Below are 18,828 nucleotides of genomic sequence, written 5' to 3'. Positions count from 1 at the left end.
AATTCAACAGATTAACGGATCAATCATGTGATCCATGCGCATGGCCTGACCCGTTACTTGATGAAACAGCGCGGCCAGGATGATGCAATACACTTCGACGTGACCGCGGACCTGGACGTGAACTGCCGGGCTGGTCCGGATTCGTCGCAAATCCAGCGTTTTCCGATGCGGACATACGACGAGTTCTGGATGCAGGATTCGCCCAAGGCAATCGTCCTAATCGATCAGATCGCTGGGTTCGGCCAATCGCCGCAGTCGGCCGAAGTCGGTGATCGTCACCCTGCTGCCCGCCACATGGACGCCGTGATCGGCCAGGGCCTTGAAGGATCGCGACAGGCTTTCGGGCGTGACGGCCAGATAGGCCGCCAGCAGACGCTTTTCATAGGGAAGGGTAAAGCCGGCAGCCCCGGAATGCCTGTTCGATTGCACCAGCAGATAGGCCGCCAGCCTCTCGCGGGCATTGCGCAGTTTCAAATTCTTGGTATGGCGCACCATGCGGCGATAGTCGGTCGCCAGTTCATCCAGAACGCTGATCGAGAAGGCCTGATCCTCGCGAAAGGCACTGCGGATATCCTCGGCCGGGATCATCACGATCCGGCTTGGCTCGAGGGTACGTGCCGACATCAGATGTGCGGCATCGCGAATGCAGGCCGCCAGAATGAAACTGGTCACCGGCCCAATGATCCCCATGGTCGCATCGCGGCCCTTCCATTCGGAATACAGTTCGACCGATCCCTGCGTCACTACATGCAGAAAATTCGCTCGTGCGCCTTGTCGGATCATCTCGAGACGCGCGGGAAATTCCTGCGCATAGGCCGCCTGCATCAACTTGTCGAAGCTGGAGGGGGCCATATCGCGAAACAGACGCAGATCGCGGACCTCGTCCTTGTCTTTCTCGAACATCACAATTCCTTCGAATCAATCGAGGCGGGAACAGAGATCCGAGGTTAGCGTTTCGCCGCATCAAGGGACTTGACGCAGATCAATTACGCAACGTCATTTTGTCAGATCTGCGAATTGCGTTGGTCATGTCAATTATCGTCAATTCGAGGGCAGAGGCGCGTAATCGGGCAATTTTTGTCGGAATGGCCGGTCGATCACGAACATATTGACCCAGATCAAATTACCGTTTCATGCCACAGGTGATGCCTGCTTTCGAACTGCCTTGCCTGCCAAGGCCCAACGGAGCGGTAGAAATGACGGACCACATCAGTGCGTCGCCCGGCGAACAGCAAAAGGCCCTATGGCTCAGCACCACGGCCTTTACGCTTTGCTTTGCCGTCTGGACGATCTTTTCCATCATCGGTCTGCAGATCAAACAAGAACTTGGTCTCTCCGAATTCCAATATGGCCTGCTGATCGCCACGCCGATCCTGACCGGGTCGCTGACACGGCTGATCCTGGGGGTCTGGACCGAGCGTTTTGGCGGACGCATCGTTTTTCCGCTTCAGATGATCCTGACCGGCGCGGCCACCTGGGCACTGACCTGGGCAAACAGCTATGAAACCTTTCTTGTCGCCGCATTGGGCGTAGGTCTGGCCGGTGGCTCTTTCATCATCGGGGTGGCCTATGTCTCGAAATGGTTCCCGCCGCAGCGGCAGGGCACGGCGCTTGGCATTTTCGGCATGGGCAACGTCGGCGCGGCCGTGACCAAATTCCTCGCTCCCTTCGTATTGGTTGCCTGGGGCTGGGAAGCGGTTGCACATATCTGGGCCGCAGCCATCGCCATCATGGGGGTGATCTTCTTTGTCATTGCCCGCGATGATCCGGCCTTTCGCGCCCGGCGCGAACAGGGCGTCAAGGCCCCCAGCCTTGCCCAGCAGTTCGCGCCGCTGAAGAACCTGCAGGTCTGGCGTTTTTCACTGTATTATTTCTTTGTCTTCGGCGGCTTTGTCGCGCTGGCGCTGTGGCTGCCGCACTACCTGACGGATGTCTATGGTGCCGAGGTCCGCGTGGCCGGCATGTGCGCCGCAGCCTTCAGCCTTGCCGCCAGCGTGTTCCGTGCCTATGGCGGCGTGCTGGCGGACCGGTTTGGCGCGCGCACGGTCATGTATTGGACTTTCGGCTTCTGCGCCGTGCTGTTGTTCATGCTGTCCTATCCACCGACTGATTACGTCATTCACGGCAAGGACGGGCTGATCCGCTTTTCCACGCAAATGGACATGGTCCCCTTCGTGATCACACTGTTCGTCCTTGGCTTCTTCATGAGCCTGGGCAAGGCGGCAGTGTATAAACATATCCCTGTCTATTATCCCGATCATGTCGGCGCTGTCGGTGGTCTGGTCGGCATGATCGGTGGTCTTGGTGGCTTCATCCTGCCCATCATCTTCGGCGCGCTGCTGGACCTGACCGGTGTCTACACCTCCTGTTTCGCGTTGCTGTTCCTGATCGTGATCGTCTCGGCAGGCTGGATGCATCTTTCGGTGCGCGCCATGGAGCGCAAGAGCCACGGCGAGGCGCTGGACAGCCTGCCCAGCTTCCCCGAACTTGCTGAAATCCACGACCCCGAGCGCACGAAAATGCCGTCGGTCCTGGAGGAATGGCATCCCGAGGATCCGGAATTCTGGGCCACAAAGGGCCGCAGGATCGCACGACGCAATCTTTGGATCTCGATCCCGGCTCTGCTTCTGGCATTCTCGGTCTGGATGGTCTGGTCCATGGTCGTCGCACGCCTGCCCGCCATTGGCTTCGAATTCTCGACCGGGCAGCTGTTCTGGCTGGCAGCCCTGCCGGGCCTGTCGGGTGCGACGCTGCGGATCTTTTACAGCTTCATGGTGCCCATCTTTGGCGGACGCCTGTGGACGACGCTGTCCACCGCCTCGCTGCTGCTGCCCGCATTGGGCATCGGCTATGCGGTGCAGAACCCGGATACGCCCTATCTGATCTTTCTGACGCTGGCGCTGCTCTGTGGCTTTGGCGGCGGGAACTTTGCTTCGTCGATGGCCAATATCGCCTTCTTCTTCCCCAAGTCCGAAAAGGGCAATGCCCTGGCGATGAATGCCGGTCTGGGAAATCTGGGCGTCTCGGTCATGCAGTTTCTGGTGCCCCTGGTCATCACCGCCGGTGTCTTTGGCGCGATGGGCGGCGCACCGCAGGAACTGGCCGATGGCGGAAAGCTGTGGATGCAGAATGCCGGCTTCGTCTGGGTGCCCTTCATCCTGCTTTCAACGGCGGCAGCCTGGCTGGGCATGAACGACATCGCCGATGCCCGTGCCAGTTTCCGCGAACAGGCCATCATCTTCACGCGCAAGCATAACTGGCTGATGTGTATCCTTTACACCGGCACATTCGGAAGCTTCATCGGCTTTTCCGCAGGCTTCCCCCTGCTGACCAAGCTGGCCTTCCCCGAGGTGAACGCCATCAACTTTGTCTTCCTGGGGCCGCTGGTCGGAGCGCTGAGCCGCGCCGGGACCGGATGGATCAGCGACCGCTTCGGCGGGGGGCGCGTCACCTTCTGGACCTTCCTCGGCATGATCGTGGCAACCTTCGCCGTGATCTCGGCCCTTGGTGCGGGCAGCTTCATCGCCTTCTTCGCGGCCTTCATGGCGCTGTTCTTCCTGACAGGCGTCGGCAATGCCTCGACCTTCCAGATGATCCCGATCATCATGAGCCGCGAAGTGCCCCGCCTCATGCCGGAACTGAAGGGCGAAGAACTGCGCAGGCAGGCCGGGCGCGAAAGCGCTGCGATCATCGCCTTTACCTCGGCCATGGCCGCCTATGGCGCCTTCTTCATCCCCAAGGCTTACGGAACCTCGCTGGCCATGATGGGCAGCCCTGTCGGTGCTCTCTGGGGCTTCCTGATCTTCTACGTCCTGTGCCTGGTCATCACCTGGGCCTTCTACACCCGTCGCGGCGGTCTGCTGCATGACATCGAACGCGGACAAGGGGCAGCTTCTGTCCCCCAGGCCGCCTGAACATCAAAGGAGACAGCAAGATGAGCCATCTTCTGGATCGCCTGAACTTCCTGAAACCGAACCGCAAGGACGTGTTTTCCGAAGGTCACGGCCAGACCACCACTGAAAGCCGCGACTGGGAGGAGACCTATCGCTCGCGCTGGCGGCACGACAAGATCGTGCGCTCGACCCATGGTGTGAACTGCACCGGGTCCTGCAGTTGGAAGATCTATGTCAAATCCGGCATCGTCACTTGGGAAACCCAGCAGACCGATTATCCGCGCACCCGGCCCGATCTGCCCAATCACGAACCGCGCGGCTGCGCACGCGGGGCCTCCTACAGCTGGTATCTCTATTCCGCCAATCGCGTGAAAACCCCGCTGATCCGGGGGCGGCTGATGAAGCTGTGGCGTGAAAAGCGCAAGACCATGGAACCCGTAGCCGCCTGGAAGGCGATCCAGAGCGACCCCGAGGCCCGCGCCAGCTACACCCGCATTCGCGGCAAGGGCGGCTTCGTGCGCGCCACATGGGAAGAGGCCACCGAGATGGTCGCCGCGGCCAATGCCTATACGGCAAAGGAATACGGCCCTGACCGGGTCTTCGGCTTCTCTCCCATTCCCGCCATGTCGATGATCTCTTATGCGGCTGGCACGCGATATCTGTCGCTGCTGGGCGGCACCTGCATGTCCTTCTACGACTGGTATTGCGATCTGCCGCCCGCCAGTCCGCAAACCTGGGGCGAACAGACCGATGTGCCGGAATCGGCCGACTGGTATAATGCCGGTTATCTGCTGCTGTGGGGCTCGAACGTGCCGCAGACACGGACACCGGACGCACATTTCTATACCGAGGCGCGCTACAAGGGCACCAAATCGGCGGTGATCTGCCCCGATTACTCCGAAGCTGCCAAGTTTGGCGACATCTGGCTGAATGCAAAACAGGGCACTGATGCCGCCCTCGGCATGGCATTCGGCCATGTCATCCTGCGTGAGTTCCACCTGGATCGGCAGGTTCCCTATTTCGAGGACTACTGCCGCCGCTACAGCGACATGCCCATGCTGGTCCGCCTGGACCGGCAAGGCGAGCGGCTGGTGCCGGGGCGGCAACTGCGCGCCGCAGATCTGGTTGACGGATTGGGTCAGGCGGAGCATCCCGAATGGAAGACCGTCGCGATCGACGAGATCAGCGGTGATCTGGTCGCGCCGAACGGCTCGGTCGGGTTCCGCTGGACCGATGAGGCCAACAAGGCCGCTGTCAAGGACGCCGGCACCAAGACCGGCGTGTCCCAGGGCGAAGACATGCAGACCGCGCGCTGGAATCTTGAAGAAAAGGCCGATGGACGCGATGTGCGGCTGAAGCTGTCGCTGGTGCTGGACGAGGACCGCGACGACATCGCCGCCGTCGACTTCCCCTTCTTCGGCGGCGCGGCCACCAACGGCTTCGAGGTCGACGCACGGGGCGAGGTTCTGACCCGCAATGTGCCGGTTAAACGTGTCACGCTGGCCGATGGTTCTGAGGCGCTGGTTGCCACGGTCTTTGACCTGCTTTGCGCGAATTACAGCCTTGATCGCGGATTGGGCGGCGATCATGTCGCCAGCGATTATGACTCTGACACGCCGTTCACGCCCGCATGGGCCGAGCGCATTACCGGAGTGCGACGTGACAAGATCATCCAGGTCGCGCGCGAATTCGCCAATAATGCCGAAAAGACCAATGGCCGCAGCATGGTCATCATCGGCGCGGCGATGAACCACTGGTTCCACATGGACATGAACTATCGCGCCGTCATCAACATGCTGGTGATGTGTGGCTGCGTGGGTCAGTCCGGCGGTGGCTGGGCGCATTACGTGGGTCAGGAAAAACTGCGCCCGCAGACGGGATGGACCGCATTGGCCTTTGCGCTGGACTGGTCGCGTCCGCCACGGCACATGAATTCCACCAGCGCCTTCTATGCCCATACCGATCAATGGCGCTATGAAACCGTGAACAGCTCGGAAATCCTGTCTCCAACCGCGCCCGAGGGCGATTGGAACAAGCTCTCTCTGATCGACTATAACATCCGTGCCGAGCGGATGGGCTGGCTGCCCTCGGCGCCACAGCTGAAAAGCAACCCGCTGCAGGTCGGACGGGAAGCACGCGAAGCCGGTGTCCCGGTCAAGGATTATGTCGCCGAACGTCTGAAATCGGGCGATCTGCAAATGTCCTGCGAAGACCCCGATGCCCCGGAAAATTGGCCACGCAACATGTTCGTCTGGCGCTCCAACCTGTTGGGATCGTCAGGCAAGGGGCATGAATATTTCCTGAAACATCTTCTGGGCACCGATCACGGCGTTCAGGGCAAGGATCTGGGCGAACAGGGCCGCCAGAAGCCCGTCGAAGCGGTCTGGCACGACGAAGCACCGGAAGGGAAACTGGACCTGCTGGTAACCATCGATTTCCGCATGTCCACCACGGCGGTCTATGCCGATATCGTTCTGCCCACGGCGTCCTGGTATGAAAAGGATGACATGAACACCTCGGACATGCATCCCTTCATCCATCCGCTGCAGGCGGCGGTGGACCCGGCCTATGAATCCAAATCCGACTGGGAAATCTTCAAATCCATCGCACGCAAATTCTCGGAAGTGTCACCCGAGGTTCTGGGCGTGGAAACCGATGTCGTGCAACTGCCGCTGCAACATGACAGCGCAGGCGAGATCGCACAGGATTGCGTGCGCGACTGGAAACAGGGCGAATGTGACCTGATCCCCGGTCAGACCGCCCCCGGCTATATCGAGGTCACGCGCGATTATCCGAACCTCTACAAGCGCTTTACCGCGCTTGGCCCGCTGATGGAAAAGATCGGCAATGGCGGCAAGGGAATTTCCTGGGACACGAAGCCCGAGGTCCATCACCTGCAGGCACTGAATGGCACTGTCACCGACGAAGGTGTCACCAAGGGCATGGCCCGCATAGATACGGCCATTGATGCCGCCGAAGTGGTTCTGATGCTGGCACCGGAAACCAATGGCGAGGTCGCGGTCAAGGCATGGGATGCGCTGAGCAAGGCCACCGGTCGCACACACCGGCATCTGGCCGAGGTCAAGGAAGATGAAAAGATCCGCTTCCGCGACATTGCCGCCCAGCCGCGCAAGATCATCTCCAGCCCGACGTGGTCGGGGATCGAAAGCGAAGAGGTCTGCTATAACGCAGGCTGGACCAATGTGAACGAGTTGATCCCCTGGCGCACCCTGTCAGGCCGCCAGCAGCTTTATCAGGACCATGAATGGATGCGCGCCTTTGGCGAGTTCTTCGTGACATGGCGTCCGCCGGTCGATCTGAAGACCGTCGGTGCCGAGGCCACCAAATCGCTGGCCAGCGGTGAAAAGCATGTCGTGCTGAACTTCCTGACCCCGCACCAGAAATGGGGCATCCATTCGACCTATACCGACAACCTGCTGATGCTGACGCTGAACAGGGGCGGGCCGGTCGTCTGGATATCGGAAACCGACGCCAGAACGGCAGGCATCGTCGACAACGACTGGGTCGAGGTCTTCAACAGCAATGGCGTCATTGCGGCCCGTGCGGTGGTCAGCCAGCGCATCAAGGAAGGCAGCATGTTCATGTATCACGCGCAGGAAAAGATCGTGAACACGCCGGGCAGCCAGATCACCGGCAAACGCGGCGGCATCCACAATTCGGTCACCCGCATCGTGCCCAAGCCCACCCATATGATCGGCGGCTACGCGCAGCTGTCCTATGGCTTCAACTATTACGGCACCGTCGGATCGAACCGCGACGAATTCGTGATCATCCGCAAGATGGAAAAGATCGACTGGCTCGACCAGCCCGCAACCCACGCAACGGAGGCAGCGGAATGAAAGTGCGCGCACAAATCGGCATGGTCCTGAATCTGGACAAATGCATCGGCTGTCACACCTGTTCTGTGACCTGCAAGAATGTCTGGACCTCACGCGATGGCGTCGAATACGCATGGTTCAACAATGTCGAGACCAAGCCCGGTATCGGCTATCCCAAGGACTGGGAAAACCAGAAGCGCTGGAATGGCGGATGGAAGCGCAGCAAGGCCGGCCATCTGCAACCCAGACAGGGCGGCAAGTGGCGGATTCTGGCGAATATCTTTGCCAATCCCGATCTGCCCGAGATCGACGATTTCTATGAGCCCTTCGATTTCGACTATGACCACCTGAAATCCGCGCCGGAAATGCAGGCATTCCCGACCGCCCGGCCGCGCTCGAAGATCAGTGGCGAGCGGATGGAAAAAATCGAATGGGGCCCGAACTGGGAGGAAATCCTGGGCGGTGAATTTGCCAAACGCTCGAAGGACTACAATTTCGAGGGCGTGCAGAAAGAGATCTATGGCGAATATGAAAACACCTTCATGATGTATCTGCCGCGCCTGTGCGAGCATTGCCTGAATCCGGCCTGCGTCGCCTCCTGCCCCTCGGGCGCGATCTACAAGCGCGAGGATGACGGCGTGGTCCTGATCGATCAGGACAAATGCCGGGGCTGGCGGATGTGTGTCAGCGGCTGTCCCTACAAGAAGATCTATTACAATTGGTCCACCGGAAAATCGGAAAAATGCACGTTGTGTTATCCGCGTCTCGAATCCGGCCAGCCGACCGTCTGTTCAGAGACCTGCGTCGGGCGCATCCGCTATCTGGGCGTAATGCTGTATGATGCTGACCGTATTTCCGAGGCTGCCTCGGCCGAAAGCGAACAGGATCTGTATGACGCCCAGCTTGGCGTGTTCCTGGACCCCAATGATCCCGAAGTGATCGCGGCGGCGCGTGAAGAAGGCGTTCCCGAGGACTGGATCAAAGGGGCACAGAACAGCCCGATCTGGAAAATGGCGATGGAATGGAAGATCGCCTTCCCGCTGCATCCCGAATATCGCACCCTGCCGATGGTCTGGTATGTGCCGCCGCTGTCACCCATTCAGAACGCCGCCGAGGCCGGAATGATCTCGGCGCAAGACGACATGCCGGATGTCCGTTCGCTGCGGATTCCGCTGCGCTATCTGGCGAACATGCTGACGGCGGGCGACGAGGCCCCGGTCGCGGCGGCGCTGGAGCGCATGCTGGCCATGCGCTCTTACATGCGATCCAAGACGCTGGACGGGATCGTCAATCTGGGCGTCGCCAAGCGCGTCGGCCTGAGTCCACAGCAGATCGATGACATGTATCAGCTGCTGGCCATCGCAAATTACGAGGATCGCTTCGTCATCCCGACGACCCATCGCGAACTGGTCGAGGACGCCTATGACCTCAAGGGCGGCTGCGGATTCACCGATGGCCATGGCTGCTCCTCGGGCAACAGCGGCTCGCTGTTCGGTGGCAAGAAGTTCCGCAGCCCGCAGGAGTTCATCGCATGAAAACCTTCAAGGCACTTTCCGCGCTGCTCTGCTATCCTTCCGAGGATCTGATCGCGGCACTCCCGGCCATTGATGCAATCCTGCATGAAGAGGGTCTGCTGGGCCCCCATCGCATGCAGGAATTGCGGGTTCTGCTGAATCGTCTGGCAGAACAGGACCTGTATGAGCTGCAAGAGAACTATGTCCTGTTGTTTGATCGCTCGCGCACCTTGTCGCTGAACCTCTTCGAACATGTTCACGGCGAAAGCCGCGACCGCGGTGGGGCCATGGTCGACCTTCTGGAAACCTATCGCGCCGGCGGTTTTGACCTGGCGGGCAGCGAATTGCCCGACCATCTGCCGGTGCTGCTGGAATTCCTGTCCACCCGTCCCCTGGCCGAGGCACGCGCCCTGCTGGCGGATGCGGGTCATATCCTGACGGCGCTAAACGAAAGGTTGATCCGGCGCGACACGCCCTATGCGGCGGTCCTCTCGGCGCTGATCACCCTGTCGCAAACCGAATGCGAGACACCCGCCGAACTGGCCGATATCCCCGATGACGACCCCGAGGATCTGGCCGCTCTGGATGCCGTCTGGGAAGAGGCGCAAGTGACCTTTGGCCCCGATCCCAATGCAGGCTGCCCCGTCAGCCGCGACATTCTTGCCCGCATGGACCCGCGCACCCCCGCGCAGGCCGTCAAATGAACGAGGCATCGCCATGAACCATCTGCTTTTCGGAATTTATCCCTATATCGCCATCACGGTCATGATCCTCGGGTCGATCATCCGCTATGATTACGATCCCTTTTCGTGGAAATCGAAATCCAGCCAGTTGCTGCGCAAGCGGCAATTCGTCATCGGATCGGTGCTGTTCCATGTCGGCATCCTGATCATTCTGGGCGGACATCTGGTCGGCCTGCTGACGCCCATCGTGGTCTTTGACACGCTGGGGATCAGCCATGGCGCCAAACAGATCCTGGCGATGACCGCCGGCGGCATCGCGGGATTGATGGCGCTGGCCGGGGGCGCCATCCTGCTGCATCGTCGCCTGACTGACCCCCGTGTTCGTGCGCATTCCACCCTTGCCGACAGCGGCATCCTGATCCTGCTGCTGGTGCAACTGATACTGGGCTTGCTGACGATTCTCGTATCGATGCGCCATCTGGACGGGCATGAAATGGTCCGGCTGATGGAATGGGCGCAGGGCATCGTCTATCTGCGCGAGGGGGCCTCGGATCACATGATCGGCGTCAATATCCTGTTCAAACTGCATATCTTTCTGGGTCTGACGATCTTCCTGCTGTTCCCCTTCACGCGGCTGGTCCACATGATTTCGGCACCGGTCCGCTATCTGTGGCGTCCGGGCTATCAGATCGTGCGCAGCCGCAAACTGGCAGCGACGAAACAGCCCAAGAATGACCTGACACCGGCGGAGTGATGACAATGGAAATGAAACCGCTCTTGCCGCCGGTCACGGTCAACGGGGTCTCGATTGACCCCGCGCTGATCGCAGCCGAAGCCCAGAACCACCCTGCCCCGAAGGGCAAGCCGGGATTGGCATGGAAAGCCGCCGCCCGCGCGCTGGCGATCCGCGAATTGCTGCTGCAAGAGGCGCGGCGCCGCGACATTCGCGCTGCCCCACAGGAGCTTTCGCCCGGTCAGTGGGAAACCGAGGACGAGGCTATGATCCGCGACCTTCTGGATGAGGCCATCACCCCCGAACCGGCAAGCGAAAGTGACCTTCGGGCAATCTATCTGGCCCATCCCGACCGGTTTCGGGCGCCATCTCTCTATGAAGCGGCACATATCCTGTTCGCCGCAGCGCCGGAAGACAGGTCCACCCGTGATGCGGCCAAGGCGCGTGCCAAGGAAATCCTGCCCGAACTGGTGCAGAACCCGCGCCGCTTTGCGGATCTGGCGATCGAACACAGCGCCTGTTCGTCGAAAACCAGCGGCGGTGTGCTGGGCCAGTTGTCCTCGGGCGATACGGTCCCGGAATTCGAGGCCGCGCTGGCCGGGATGGATGAGGGTGAGATCACCATCGCCGAAACCCGCTATGGCGTGCATGTCATCCGCCTCGACGCCCGCGCCAAGGGCGACGTGCTTCCCTTCGAGGCGGTGCTGCCGTATCTGCAAGAGGCCCATGACAAGGCGGCCTGGGCACGTGCCAGCCGCATTTTCATTGCCAAGCTGGCATCATCAGGGCAGATTGTCGGCATTGATCTGGCACCCGAGGCATGACGATGAAACTGGCCTATATCAGCCTGCCCGGACGGGGCGCGAATGACCGGTTCCTGGCCGGCATCGCCACCGCGCTGCAAGATGACGGGATCAGGCTTTGCGGCACCGTGCAAAGCAATATCGAACGGACCGATCGCGCGAAATGCGACATGGACATCATGGTTCTTCCCGACGGTCCGGTCTTGCGGATCAGTGAGGACCGGGGTGACCTGGCGCGCGGCTGCCGTCTGGATGCCGACGCCCTGGAAACCGCCGTCATTGGCGTGGCCGCCGCCCTGCCCCACGCGCATATGATGATCGTGAACAAATTCGGCAAACAGGAATGCGAAGGCCGCGGGCTGGCCACGCTGATCGCCGATGCGGTCGAACGCGGCATTCCGGTATTGGTCGGAGTCAACGGTCTGAACCTTCCGGCTTTCCGCGCCTTTACCGGCGGCGCGGAAACCGCCTTGCCGCCCGAGACGGATGCCGTCCTGACCTGGTGTCGCCGTCAGCTTGCAGAGATCGCCGCCTGACCTTCAGACGAGATCTTCATTGCCACCCAGCACCCGCGCGATCAGTCCAAGTGGATGACGCGGGCTCTGATCGCTTAACCGTTCGCTTTGGCAGCGGCAGGAAAATCCCGTCGCGACCACCTCTTTGTCAGATGTCATATGCTGGCGCCAAGACATGTCGAAGAGTTTGCGACTGACCTCTTGATGGCGCTTGTGATGGCCAAACAGGCCAGCCATGCCGCAGCACCCCGTGGTCGGCGTCTCCAGCGCGATTCCAATCGCCTCGAAGACCGCGGCCCATTGTCGGCCCGATTGCGGCGTCGCGGTGCTTTCGGTGCAATGCGCCAGCAGCTTCGCCGAAAACCTTTGGCTGGCACGCGGCAGGCGGCCCTGTTCTGCCTCGCTGGCCAGAAACTCCTGCGCCATCATGATTTGCGGCAGGCGGATGCCCTCTTTGACGTATTCCTGCCTCAGCATCATGCCAAAGGCTGGCTCGAAGGCGATCAGAGGGGCCCCCGTTGCCGCCGCCCGGTGCAGAACCTTTGCCAGACGTTTGGCCAAGTTGCGGAAGTTCCTGAAATCCCCTGCCGCATAAGCCGCCTTTCCTGCCGGCTGCATCTGCAACATGCGCGGCTTGTAGCCAAGCGCCTGAAACCCCGCGACCACGTCGCGTTGGGTCTCGGGATCAAACAGCGCCGTAAACCAGTCCTGCACCAGAATGACGGTCCGCTCGGGCAAGGGGGCATCCAGATCCCGCCGACGCAAGCGCAGATGTGCCGGCAGCCCCCGCGCAAGACGACGCGGCATGTCGGTGCTGTCGGTGATATGTTCGCCAAGGCGCGACAGGACAGGCCAAACGGCAGACAAAAGCGGCGACATTCGGGCGATATACGGGCTGAAACGCTCGGCCAGCAGCGGCGCCTGTTCCGCCAGCGGGCGGCGATGGCGGGAAAAGTAATCCTCGTAAAAGGCGGAACGCATCGACGGGATATCGACCTGAACCGGGCAGGATGAGGCGCAGGCCTTGCATCCAAGGCAGCCATCCAGGACCCGCATCAGATCCGCTTCGCGCTGATGCCTTTCGGCAGGGGTATCGTCCCGGGCCTGATGCCAGGCACGCAGCGCATCCGCGCGACCCTTTGGGCTGTGGCGCAGATCGGCAGTTGCCTTGAAGGACGGGCACATGGGCACTGATGCCGCATAGCTGAGGCATTGCGCATTGCCGTTGCAGCGAAATGCCTTGTGCAGCGGATCGCTGTCTGGAACGTTGAAGGACCGAAAAGGCGTGGTCGCAATGCCCATCACCGGCGCATCGTTGGACACCAGCTTGCCCGGATTATAGCGCCCCTGCGGATCAAAGGCGGCCTTTACCCCCTGCAGCGCGCGATAGGCCTGCGGACCGATCCAATCCTGCAGATAGGCGCCACGCACGCCCTTGCCATGTTCACCCCAGAAGATGCCGCCATATTTGCGGGTCAATGCATAGACCGCGTCAGATACCGCCACCAATCGTTCGCGATCCTCAGCCTGATCAAGGTTCAGCGCCGGGCGGATATGCAGACAACCGACATCGATATGCCCATAAATTCCGAATCCCAGCCCGTTCCGGGTCAGCACCGCCAGAAACTCATCGACAAAGGCGGGCAGGTTTTCCGGGGGCACGACGGTATCCTCGACAAAGGCGACCGGACGCGCTGCGCCATCAACCTTGCCCAGCAGGCCGACCCCGGCAGAGCGAACCGCCCAGAGTTCCCTGATTTCTGCCAGATCACCGGCCAGATGCATGGCCCTGACGCCCGGAATGGATGCCAGAAGCTGACGGCAATTCGCGATTTGCTGTTGCAGGGCTGCAGGATCCTGACCGTTGAATTCGATGAACAGATAGGCAAGTGGCTGACCATCACCCGGGCGCAATGCCTCGGGCAATCTGTTGAGAATCCCCGACTTCCGGGCCAGTTCCTGCACCGTTTCATCCATCACCTCGACCGCTGTCGGATCAACCTCGAGCAATGGCGAGGCCGCCTGAAGCGCGGTGCGGAAGCTGTCAAATGCCACCACCAGAAGACGCTTTTCCGGCTCGATCCGGCGCAGTTTGACGCGAATGCGCGAGATCAGCCCCAATGTGCCTTCGGCCCCCAGAAACAACCGCCACCATTCGAAACCACCTTCCGGGGGGCAGGCCCGTTCAAGGTCATAGCCGGTAAAGCGCCGGTTGAGTCTGGGCGTGTTCCGAATGAAGGCCTCGCGCCCCGTTCGGGCTGCGTCCTCGGCCCTGGTCAGCATGTCGCGGGCCCAATCCGGTGTTTCCGCCATGCTGGAGAGGATACCCTTGGCATGGGCAATCTCGAGTCCCAGAATATTGTCCGAGGTCTTGCCGTAGATACGCGACCCCTTGCCCGAGGCATCCGTGCTGACCATGCCGCCAATGGTGCAGCGCGTCGACGTCGAGGTTTCGGGCGCGAAGAACCAGCCGCTGGCGCGAAGCCGATCATTCAGATCGTCCAGCACCATCCCCGGCTGGACATCAGCCCAGCCCTGTTCTGCGTCAACTGTGATCAGCCCGTTCATGTGGCGACGCATATCGACAACCACCCCGCGATTGAGGCTTTGCCCGTTGGTGCCGGTTCCGCCGCCACGACCCGTCAGCGCGACGGACGCGAATTCGGGCCGGTCCAGGACCTCCAGCAACATCTGCAGATCATTCTCATCTCGCGGCGCCACCACAAGATCGGGGGTGATCTGATAGACCGAGTTGTCGGTTGCCATGGCCGCGCGCAGGGCGGTGTCGGATTCGACTTCGCCACGAAAGCCCGCTGCGCCAAGCGCCAGAGCCAATGCGTCGGTTTGGGAATGATCCAGCATGAAAAAGACTCCGTATCGCGCCTCTTTCCTGTTGAAACATAAACGCTCTATTCTTAAAAACGAAATTAAATGAAGATAAATTCAGAAAATCTGAACATCAATCTGCGGCATATTCGGGCGCTGCACATGATCGCGCAAGAGGGCAGCTTCAGCGCTGCCGCCAGCCGGTTGGGGGTGGTGCCTTCGGCCCTGTCCGATCTGATCAGGCATATCGAAGAGACGATCGGCGCATCGCTGTTTGATCGCTCGGTCAGGCCGGCGGCGCTGACCCCTCTGGCACGGGAATTCATCACGGAAACGCTGCCCCTGATCGGCGGGCTTGATCAGGCTGTAACACGGCTGCGTCAGAGCGCCGATCTGGAGCAGGGATCACTCTCCCTGGGGGCGTCCCCCTCCGCCATATCCGAACTGGCCGGACCGGCACTGGCCGCATTTCATCGCGCCCATCCCGGCATCAGATGTGTTCTGCATGATGATCTGGCCGAAAACCTGGCACAAATGGTGTCGGATGGGCGGCTGGATATCGCCATAGCAGGTCGGGCTCGCCATTCCTCCGATCTGCGCCAGAGCGCGATCATGAAGGACAGGATCGGTTTGGCCTGCCGCAGCGACCATCCGTTGACAGGGCGAGGTCATGTGTCGCTGGCCGATATCGACCCCGACAACGTCATCGGGCTGAACCCGCATACCGGAACCCATCACCTGTTGACGCAATGCGAACAGATCCCGCGGGCCTTTCTGACGCCGCGGCTGTCGGCACATTCCACTATCGCCCAGCTTTGCATGATCCGCGCCAATATGGGCGTGGCCTTGCTGCCTGAAAAGGCGGTGCTGTTGTTCCGCGATCCGCAGATCCGCTTCTTGCCGATTATAGATCTGGACCTGTGGCGGCATCTCTACTTGCTGGAACCGGCCAGACGAGCACAGTCCCATGCAGCGACAGTCTTTGTCACGCAGTTGAACAAGCTGATTTCAGTCTGAAGACCGTCTTTGAACCAGAGGTGCCTTTCGCTGCCAGGAACAGGACAGCAACATCACGCCTCAAACGCAAAAATACGCCATGCACGGATAGGCAAGCGCATCAAGTCCACGGATGATAGGTACACGATGGGCGAACTGGCATCGATGAAATGCGGCTCAAGCCCTGCCTTGCCGGAATCGATATCCGGGCAATATGGACCCGCCCCTGCAAAGGGACGGGTCCGCAATCGGATCAGGCCAGAGCCAGATTCGTAGCCGACTGACGGCCGTCACGGCCGCTTTCGACGTCAAAAGTCACGGCTTGGCCGTCGTCCAGCTGACGAATGCCGGCGCGCTCAACGGCCGAGATGTGGACGAAAATGTCTTTGCCACCTTCGGCAGGTGCAATAAAGCCGAAGCCTTTGGTTTGGTTGAACCACTTCACGGTGCCATTAGCCATCGTGATATCTCCATTCATTCATGCTGCCCGCGAAATGCAACAGCCCGGCTCAGTCAGTTCGAATAGCAAACTGAAGCCGGTAAGGGAGACAGGGTGCAGTAAGGAATCAACGTAGCGGGATCGGGTATCCCATATTGCCCCGAGTCGTGCAAGTCTGATTTTGCGGGAAATTTCCAAAGGGGCTTTACTTCGTCCTTAAGGCAATCTAGAAGCCTCGCCTTCAGGCTCCTTAGTCCTGCGGTGATGGGCTGAGGCTTAACCATCACTCGTCAGGTTGGCGCCATCCTCCGGGTGCATGGCGCCCCTTTTTCTGGCGAAGATTATGATTAGTGAAAATATCGCGCAGCCCCTGGCTGCGGCACTGGCATCCAAAGGGTATGCCAGCCTGACAGCTGTTCAGGATTCCGTTCTGACCCCCGAAGCGGCGAACCGGGATCTTTTGGTTTCCGCCCAGACGGGCTCTGGCAAGACCGTGGCGTTCGGCCTGGCAATTGCCGACGACATTCTGGGCGCGGGCGCGCAGCTTGACCCCACCGACCGGCCGCTCGCCCTGGTCATTGCCCCCACCCGCGAGCTGGCCTTGCAGGTCGCCCGCGAATTGTCCTGGCTGTATGAACAGATGGGCGCACAGATCGCAACCTGTGTCGGCGGCATGGATTTTCGCAATGAACGCCGGGCACTGGCACGCGGCGCGCATATCGTCGTCGGCACCCCCGGTCGTTTGCGTGACCATATCGAGCGCAGCAGCCTTGACCTGTCCGGCCTGAAAGCCGCCGTTCTGGACGAAGCCGATGAAATGCTCGATCTCGGCTTTCGCGAGGATCTGGAGTTCATCCTGCAATCGGCACCTGTATCACGCCGGACGTTGATGTTCTCGGCAACGGTGCCCAATGCCATCGAGAAACTGGCCAAGGAATTCCAGAAGGACGCCCTGCGGATCGTGGCCGCGGGTGAATCGCGCCAGCATGGTGATATCGAATATCGCGCGCTGAATGTTGCGCCGCGTGACCGTGAACCGGCCATCTTCAACCTGCTGCGCCTGCACGAAGCCCGCACCGCCATCGTCTTTTGCAAGACGCGCGCCAATGTGAACCATCTGCTGGCCCGCATGGGCAATCGCGGCTTCAAGGCCGTGGCACTGTCGGGCGAGCTGAGCCAGCAGGAAAGAACCCATGCCCTGCAGGCCCTTCGCGACGGACGGGCACAGGTTTGCGTTGCCACCGATGTGGCTGCCCGCGGCATCGACCTGCCGGGGCTGGAGCTGGTGATCCATGCGGATCTTCCCTCGAACTCGGAAACCCTGCTGCACCGTTCGGGCCGGACCGGACGCGCTGGCGCTAAGGGCGTCTCGGCTCTGATCGTGCCGCCGGCGGAACAGAAGAAGGCGCAGCGCCTGCTGAAAACCGCTCGTCTCGAGGCCACATGGGGCCCCGCCCCTTCAGCCGAAGATGTGCGCGCCAGGGATGACGCCCGCATCATGGACCATCCCTCGCTGCAAGATGCCGAGGACGATAACGAGGCGCTGTCCAAGACCCTGCTGGAGCAATTCGGCGCCGAACGGGTTGCCGCAGCATTCATCCGCTTGTGGCGTGATGGACGGCCCACGCCGGAAGAACTGCAGGCCCCGCGTCTGCAACAGAACCAGACCCCTTCAGCCCCCCGCGAGCGTGGCGAGTTCGGACCTTCGGTCTGGTTCTCTCTCTCGGTGGGTCATACCGGCCGCGCCGAAGCGCGCTGGCTGCTGCCCAAGATCTGTGAAGCCGGTAATATCACCAAGGACGGGATCGGTGCGATCCGTGTCCGCGAAGATGAGACCTTCGTTCAGATTTCCGAAGAACTGGCCTCGCGCTTCGGCCCGCAGTCCGAACTGGAACCCGATCTGACCATGACCCGTCTTGAAGGTCAGCCCAGCCTCGACCGGCCCGCGCCATCCTTCAGCCGGGACAAGCCGCGTCACAATGCCAAGCCCTCCGGCCCGCGCAAGGAGTTCAGCAAGGACAAGGCGCGCGCCCCCCGGGCTGCCGAAGCCGCTTCTGACGGCGAGGGCAAACCTGCACGGGCCCGCAAGGAACGCTGGACGCCAACTGACCGCAAGGAAAAGGCCGTGCGTGATGGTGCCTTGAAGCCCAAGAGCAAGAAGCCGGCAGCAGGCAAGGCGCGTTGGGCCAAACCCGCAGCCTCGGGGCGCAATGCATCTGCCAAGAGCGCTGGCCGTCGCGGCTGATCCAGACTCGGCCCAGGAAAGTTGACTGTCAAAAGATAGCGCCAGAGTGGGGTCTCCCTTGCTCTGGCGTTCCTGATTCAAACTCCGGGTCCGCAACACTGTTCGTGACAGGCGCGATTCTTGCCTCCTGGCCGGGGTCCGGGTCGACCTCCCCGCCCCGCCTCTCTTTGAAACGGCCAGCATGCGTCGCGACATTGCACGCCCTGAACGGGGCGGTCACGCATCTGTTCTTGAACTGATGGGGGCGACTAAGGTCGGAGGCGGCCGGAATTATCTCTTGCGCCGAGGCCATGCAGAGGATCATCATTCAAGACAATTGCGATATTCACGAGACTGATCATG

General features: G+C 60.9%; 12 protein-coding genes. 9 read left to right on the top strand and 3 right to left on the bottom strand.

What is annotated here, in order from left to right; genetic code table 11:
- Window positions 1-216 precede the first annotated feature (216 nt).
- Window positions 217-903 (bottom strand): helix-turn-helix domain-containing protein, encoded by a 687-nt coding sequence (locus tag JHW44_RS16535; RefSeq protein ID WP_089345023.1) that lies wholly within the window; start codon window positions 901-903, stop codon window positions 217-219.
- A 293-nt stretch (window positions 904-1,196) separates the two neighbouring features.
- Here JHW44_RS16535 and JHW44_RS16530 point away from each other — a divergent pair, with 293 nt between their 5' ends.
- Genes JHW44_RS16530 through JHW44_RS16500 form a run of 7 tightly spaced genes read left to right on the top strand, consistent with a single transcriptional unit; the run spans window position 1,197 to window position 12,001 of the window.
- Window positions 1,197-3,914, top strand: a complete 2,718-nt coding sequence (locus JHW44_RS16530) for a nitrate/nitrite transporter (RefSeq protein ID WP_089345024.1) — start codon at window positions 1,197-1,199, stop codon at window positions 3,912-3,914.
- 20 nt (window positions 3,915-3,934) lie between these two features.
- On the top strand, window positions 3,935-7,753 hold the full coding sequence (locus tag JHW44_RS16525; protein ID WP_089345025.1) for a nitrate reductase subunit alpha: 3,819 nt from the start codon (window positions 3,935-3,937) through the stop codon (window positions 7,751-7,753).
- The gene (narH, locus tag JHW44_RS16520; protein WP_089345026.1) at window positions 7,750-9,267 is read left to right on the top strand and encodes a nitrate reductase subunit beta; all 1,518 of its coding nucleotides are present in this window, start codon (window positions 7,750-7,752) and stop codon (window positions 9,265-9,267) included. The genes JHW44_RS16525 and narH overlap by 4 nt, the downstream gene beginning before the upstream one ends.
- On the top strand, window positions 9,264-9,950 hold the full coding sequence (gene narJ / locus JHW44_RS16515; RefSeq protein ID WP_089345027.1) for a nitrate reductase molybdenum cofactor assembly chaperone: 687 nt from the start codon (window positions 9,264-9,266) through the stop codon (window positions 9,948-9,950). The genes narH and narJ overlap by 4 nt, the downstream gene beginning before the upstream one ends.
- 13 nt (window positions 9,951-9,963) lie before the next feature.
- Complete coding sequence (gene narI, locus JHW44_RS16510; protein ID WP_089345028.1) at window positions 9,964-10,683, top strand: respiratory nitrate reductase subunit gamma; 720 nt, start codon at window positions 9,964-9,966, stop codon at window positions 10,681-10,683.
- 5 nt (window positions 10,684-10,688) lie between these two features.
- Entirely contained in the window at window positions 10,689-11,486 is a 798-nt protein-coding gene (locus JHW44_RS16505) for a peptidylprolyl isomerase (RefSeq protein WP_089345100.1), read from the top strand.
- A gap of 2 nt (window positions 11,487-11,488) precedes the next feature.
- Window positions 11,489-12,001: a DUF2478 domain-containing protein gene (locus tag JHW44_RS16500; RefSeq protein ID WP_089345029.1), complete on the top strand. Its 513-nt coding sequence runs from the start codon at window positions 11,489-11,491 to the stop codon at window positions 11,999-12,001.
- 3 nt (window positions 12,002-12,004) lie between these two features.
- Here JHW44_RS16500 and JHW44_RS16495 read toward each other — a convergent pair whose 3' ends face one another.
- On the bottom strand, window positions 12,005-14,842 hold the full coding sequence (locus tag JHW44_RS16495; RefSeq protein WP_089345030.1) for an FAD-binding and (Fe-S)-binding domain-containing protein: 2,838 nt from the start codon (window positions 14,840-14,842) through the stop codon (window positions 12,005-12,007).
- 69 nt (window positions 14,843-14,911) lie between these two features.
- Here JHW44_RS16495 and JHW44_RS16490 point away from each other — a divergent pair, with 69 nt between their 5' ends.
- Entirely contained in the window at window positions 14,912-15,823 is a 912-nt protein-coding gene (locus JHW44_RS16490; RefSeq protein ID WP_089345031.1) for a LysR family transcriptional regulator, read from the top strand.
- Between the two features lie 232 nt (window positions 15,824-16,055).
- Here JHW44_RS16490 and JHW44_RS16485 read toward each other — a convergent pair whose 3' ends face one another.
- Window positions 16,056-16,262, bottom strand: coding sequence for a cold-shock protein (locus JHW44_RS16485; RefSeq protein ID WP_089345101.1), 207 nt, complete (start codon window positions 16,260-16,262; stop codon window positions 16,056-16,058).
- Between the two features lie 322 nt (window positions 16,263-16,584).
- Between JHW44_RS16485 and JHW44_RS16480 the strand changes: the two genes are divergently transcribed.
- Window positions 16,585-18,486, top strand: a complete 1,902-nt coding sequence (locus tag JHW44_RS16480; RefSeq protein ID WP_089345102.1) for a DEAD/DEAH box helicase — start codon at window positions 16,585-16,587, stop codon at window positions 18,484-18,486.
- Window positions 18,487-18,828: the final 342 nt, after the last annotated feature.

Source organism: Paracoccus seriniphilus, from assembly GCF_028553745.1.
GTDB classification, from domain to species: Bacteria; Pseudomonadota; Alphaproteobacteria; order Rhodobacterales; family Rhodobacteraceae; genus Paracoccus; species Paracoccus seriniphilus.
This window is presented reverse-complemented; position numbering and strand designations above follow the sequence as displayed.

Bases quoted from the DNA above. Each gene is read 5' to 3' on its own strand.
- JHW44_RS16535 (WP_089345023.1), bottom strand. From the start codon at position 903: ATGTTCGAGAAAGACAAGGACGAGGTCCGCGATCTGCGTCTGTTTCGC.
- JHW44_RS16530 (WP_089345024.1), top strand. From the start codon at position 1,197: ATGACGGACCACATCAGTGCGTCGCCCGGCGAACAGCAAAAGGCCCTA.
- JHW44_RS16525 (WP_089345025.1), top strand. From the start codon at position 3,935: ATGAGCCATCTTCTGGATCGCCTGAACTTCCTGAAACCGAACCGCAAG.
- narH (WP_089345026.1), top strand. From the start codon at position 7,750: ATGAAAGTGCGCGCACAAATCGGCATGGTCCTGAATCTGGACAAATGC.
- narJ (WP_089345027.1), top strand. From the start codon at position 9,264: ATGAAAACCTTCAAGGCACTTTCCGCGCTGCTCTGCTATCCTTCCGAG.
- narI (WP_089345028.1), top strand. From the start codon at position 9,964: ATGAACCATCTGCTTTTCGGAATTTATCCCTATATCGCCATCACGGTC.
- JHW44_RS16505 (WP_089345100.1), top strand. From the start codon at position 10,689: ATGGAAATGAAACCGCTCTTGCCGCCGGTCACGGTCAACGGGGTCTCG.
- JHW44_RS16500 (WP_089345029.1), top strand. From the start codon at position 11,489: ATGAAACTGGCCTATATCAGCCTGCCCGGACGGGGCGCGAATGACCGG.
- JHW44_RS16495 (WP_089345030.1), bottom strand. From the start codon at position 14,842: ATGCTGGATCATTCCCAAACCGACGCATTGGCTCTGGCGCTTGGCGCA.
- JHW44_RS16490 (WP_089345031.1), top strand. From the start codon at position 14,912: ATGAAGATAAATTCAGAAAATCTGAACATCAATCTGCGGCATATTCGG.
- JHW44_RS16485 (WP_089345101.1), bottom strand. From the start codon at position 16,262: ATGGCTAATGGCACCGTGAAGTGGTTCAACCAAACCAAAGGCTTCGGC.
- JHW44_RS16480 (WP_089345102.1), top strand. From the start codon at position 16,585: ATGATTAGTGAAAATATCGCGCAGCCCCTGGCTGCGGCACTGGCATCC.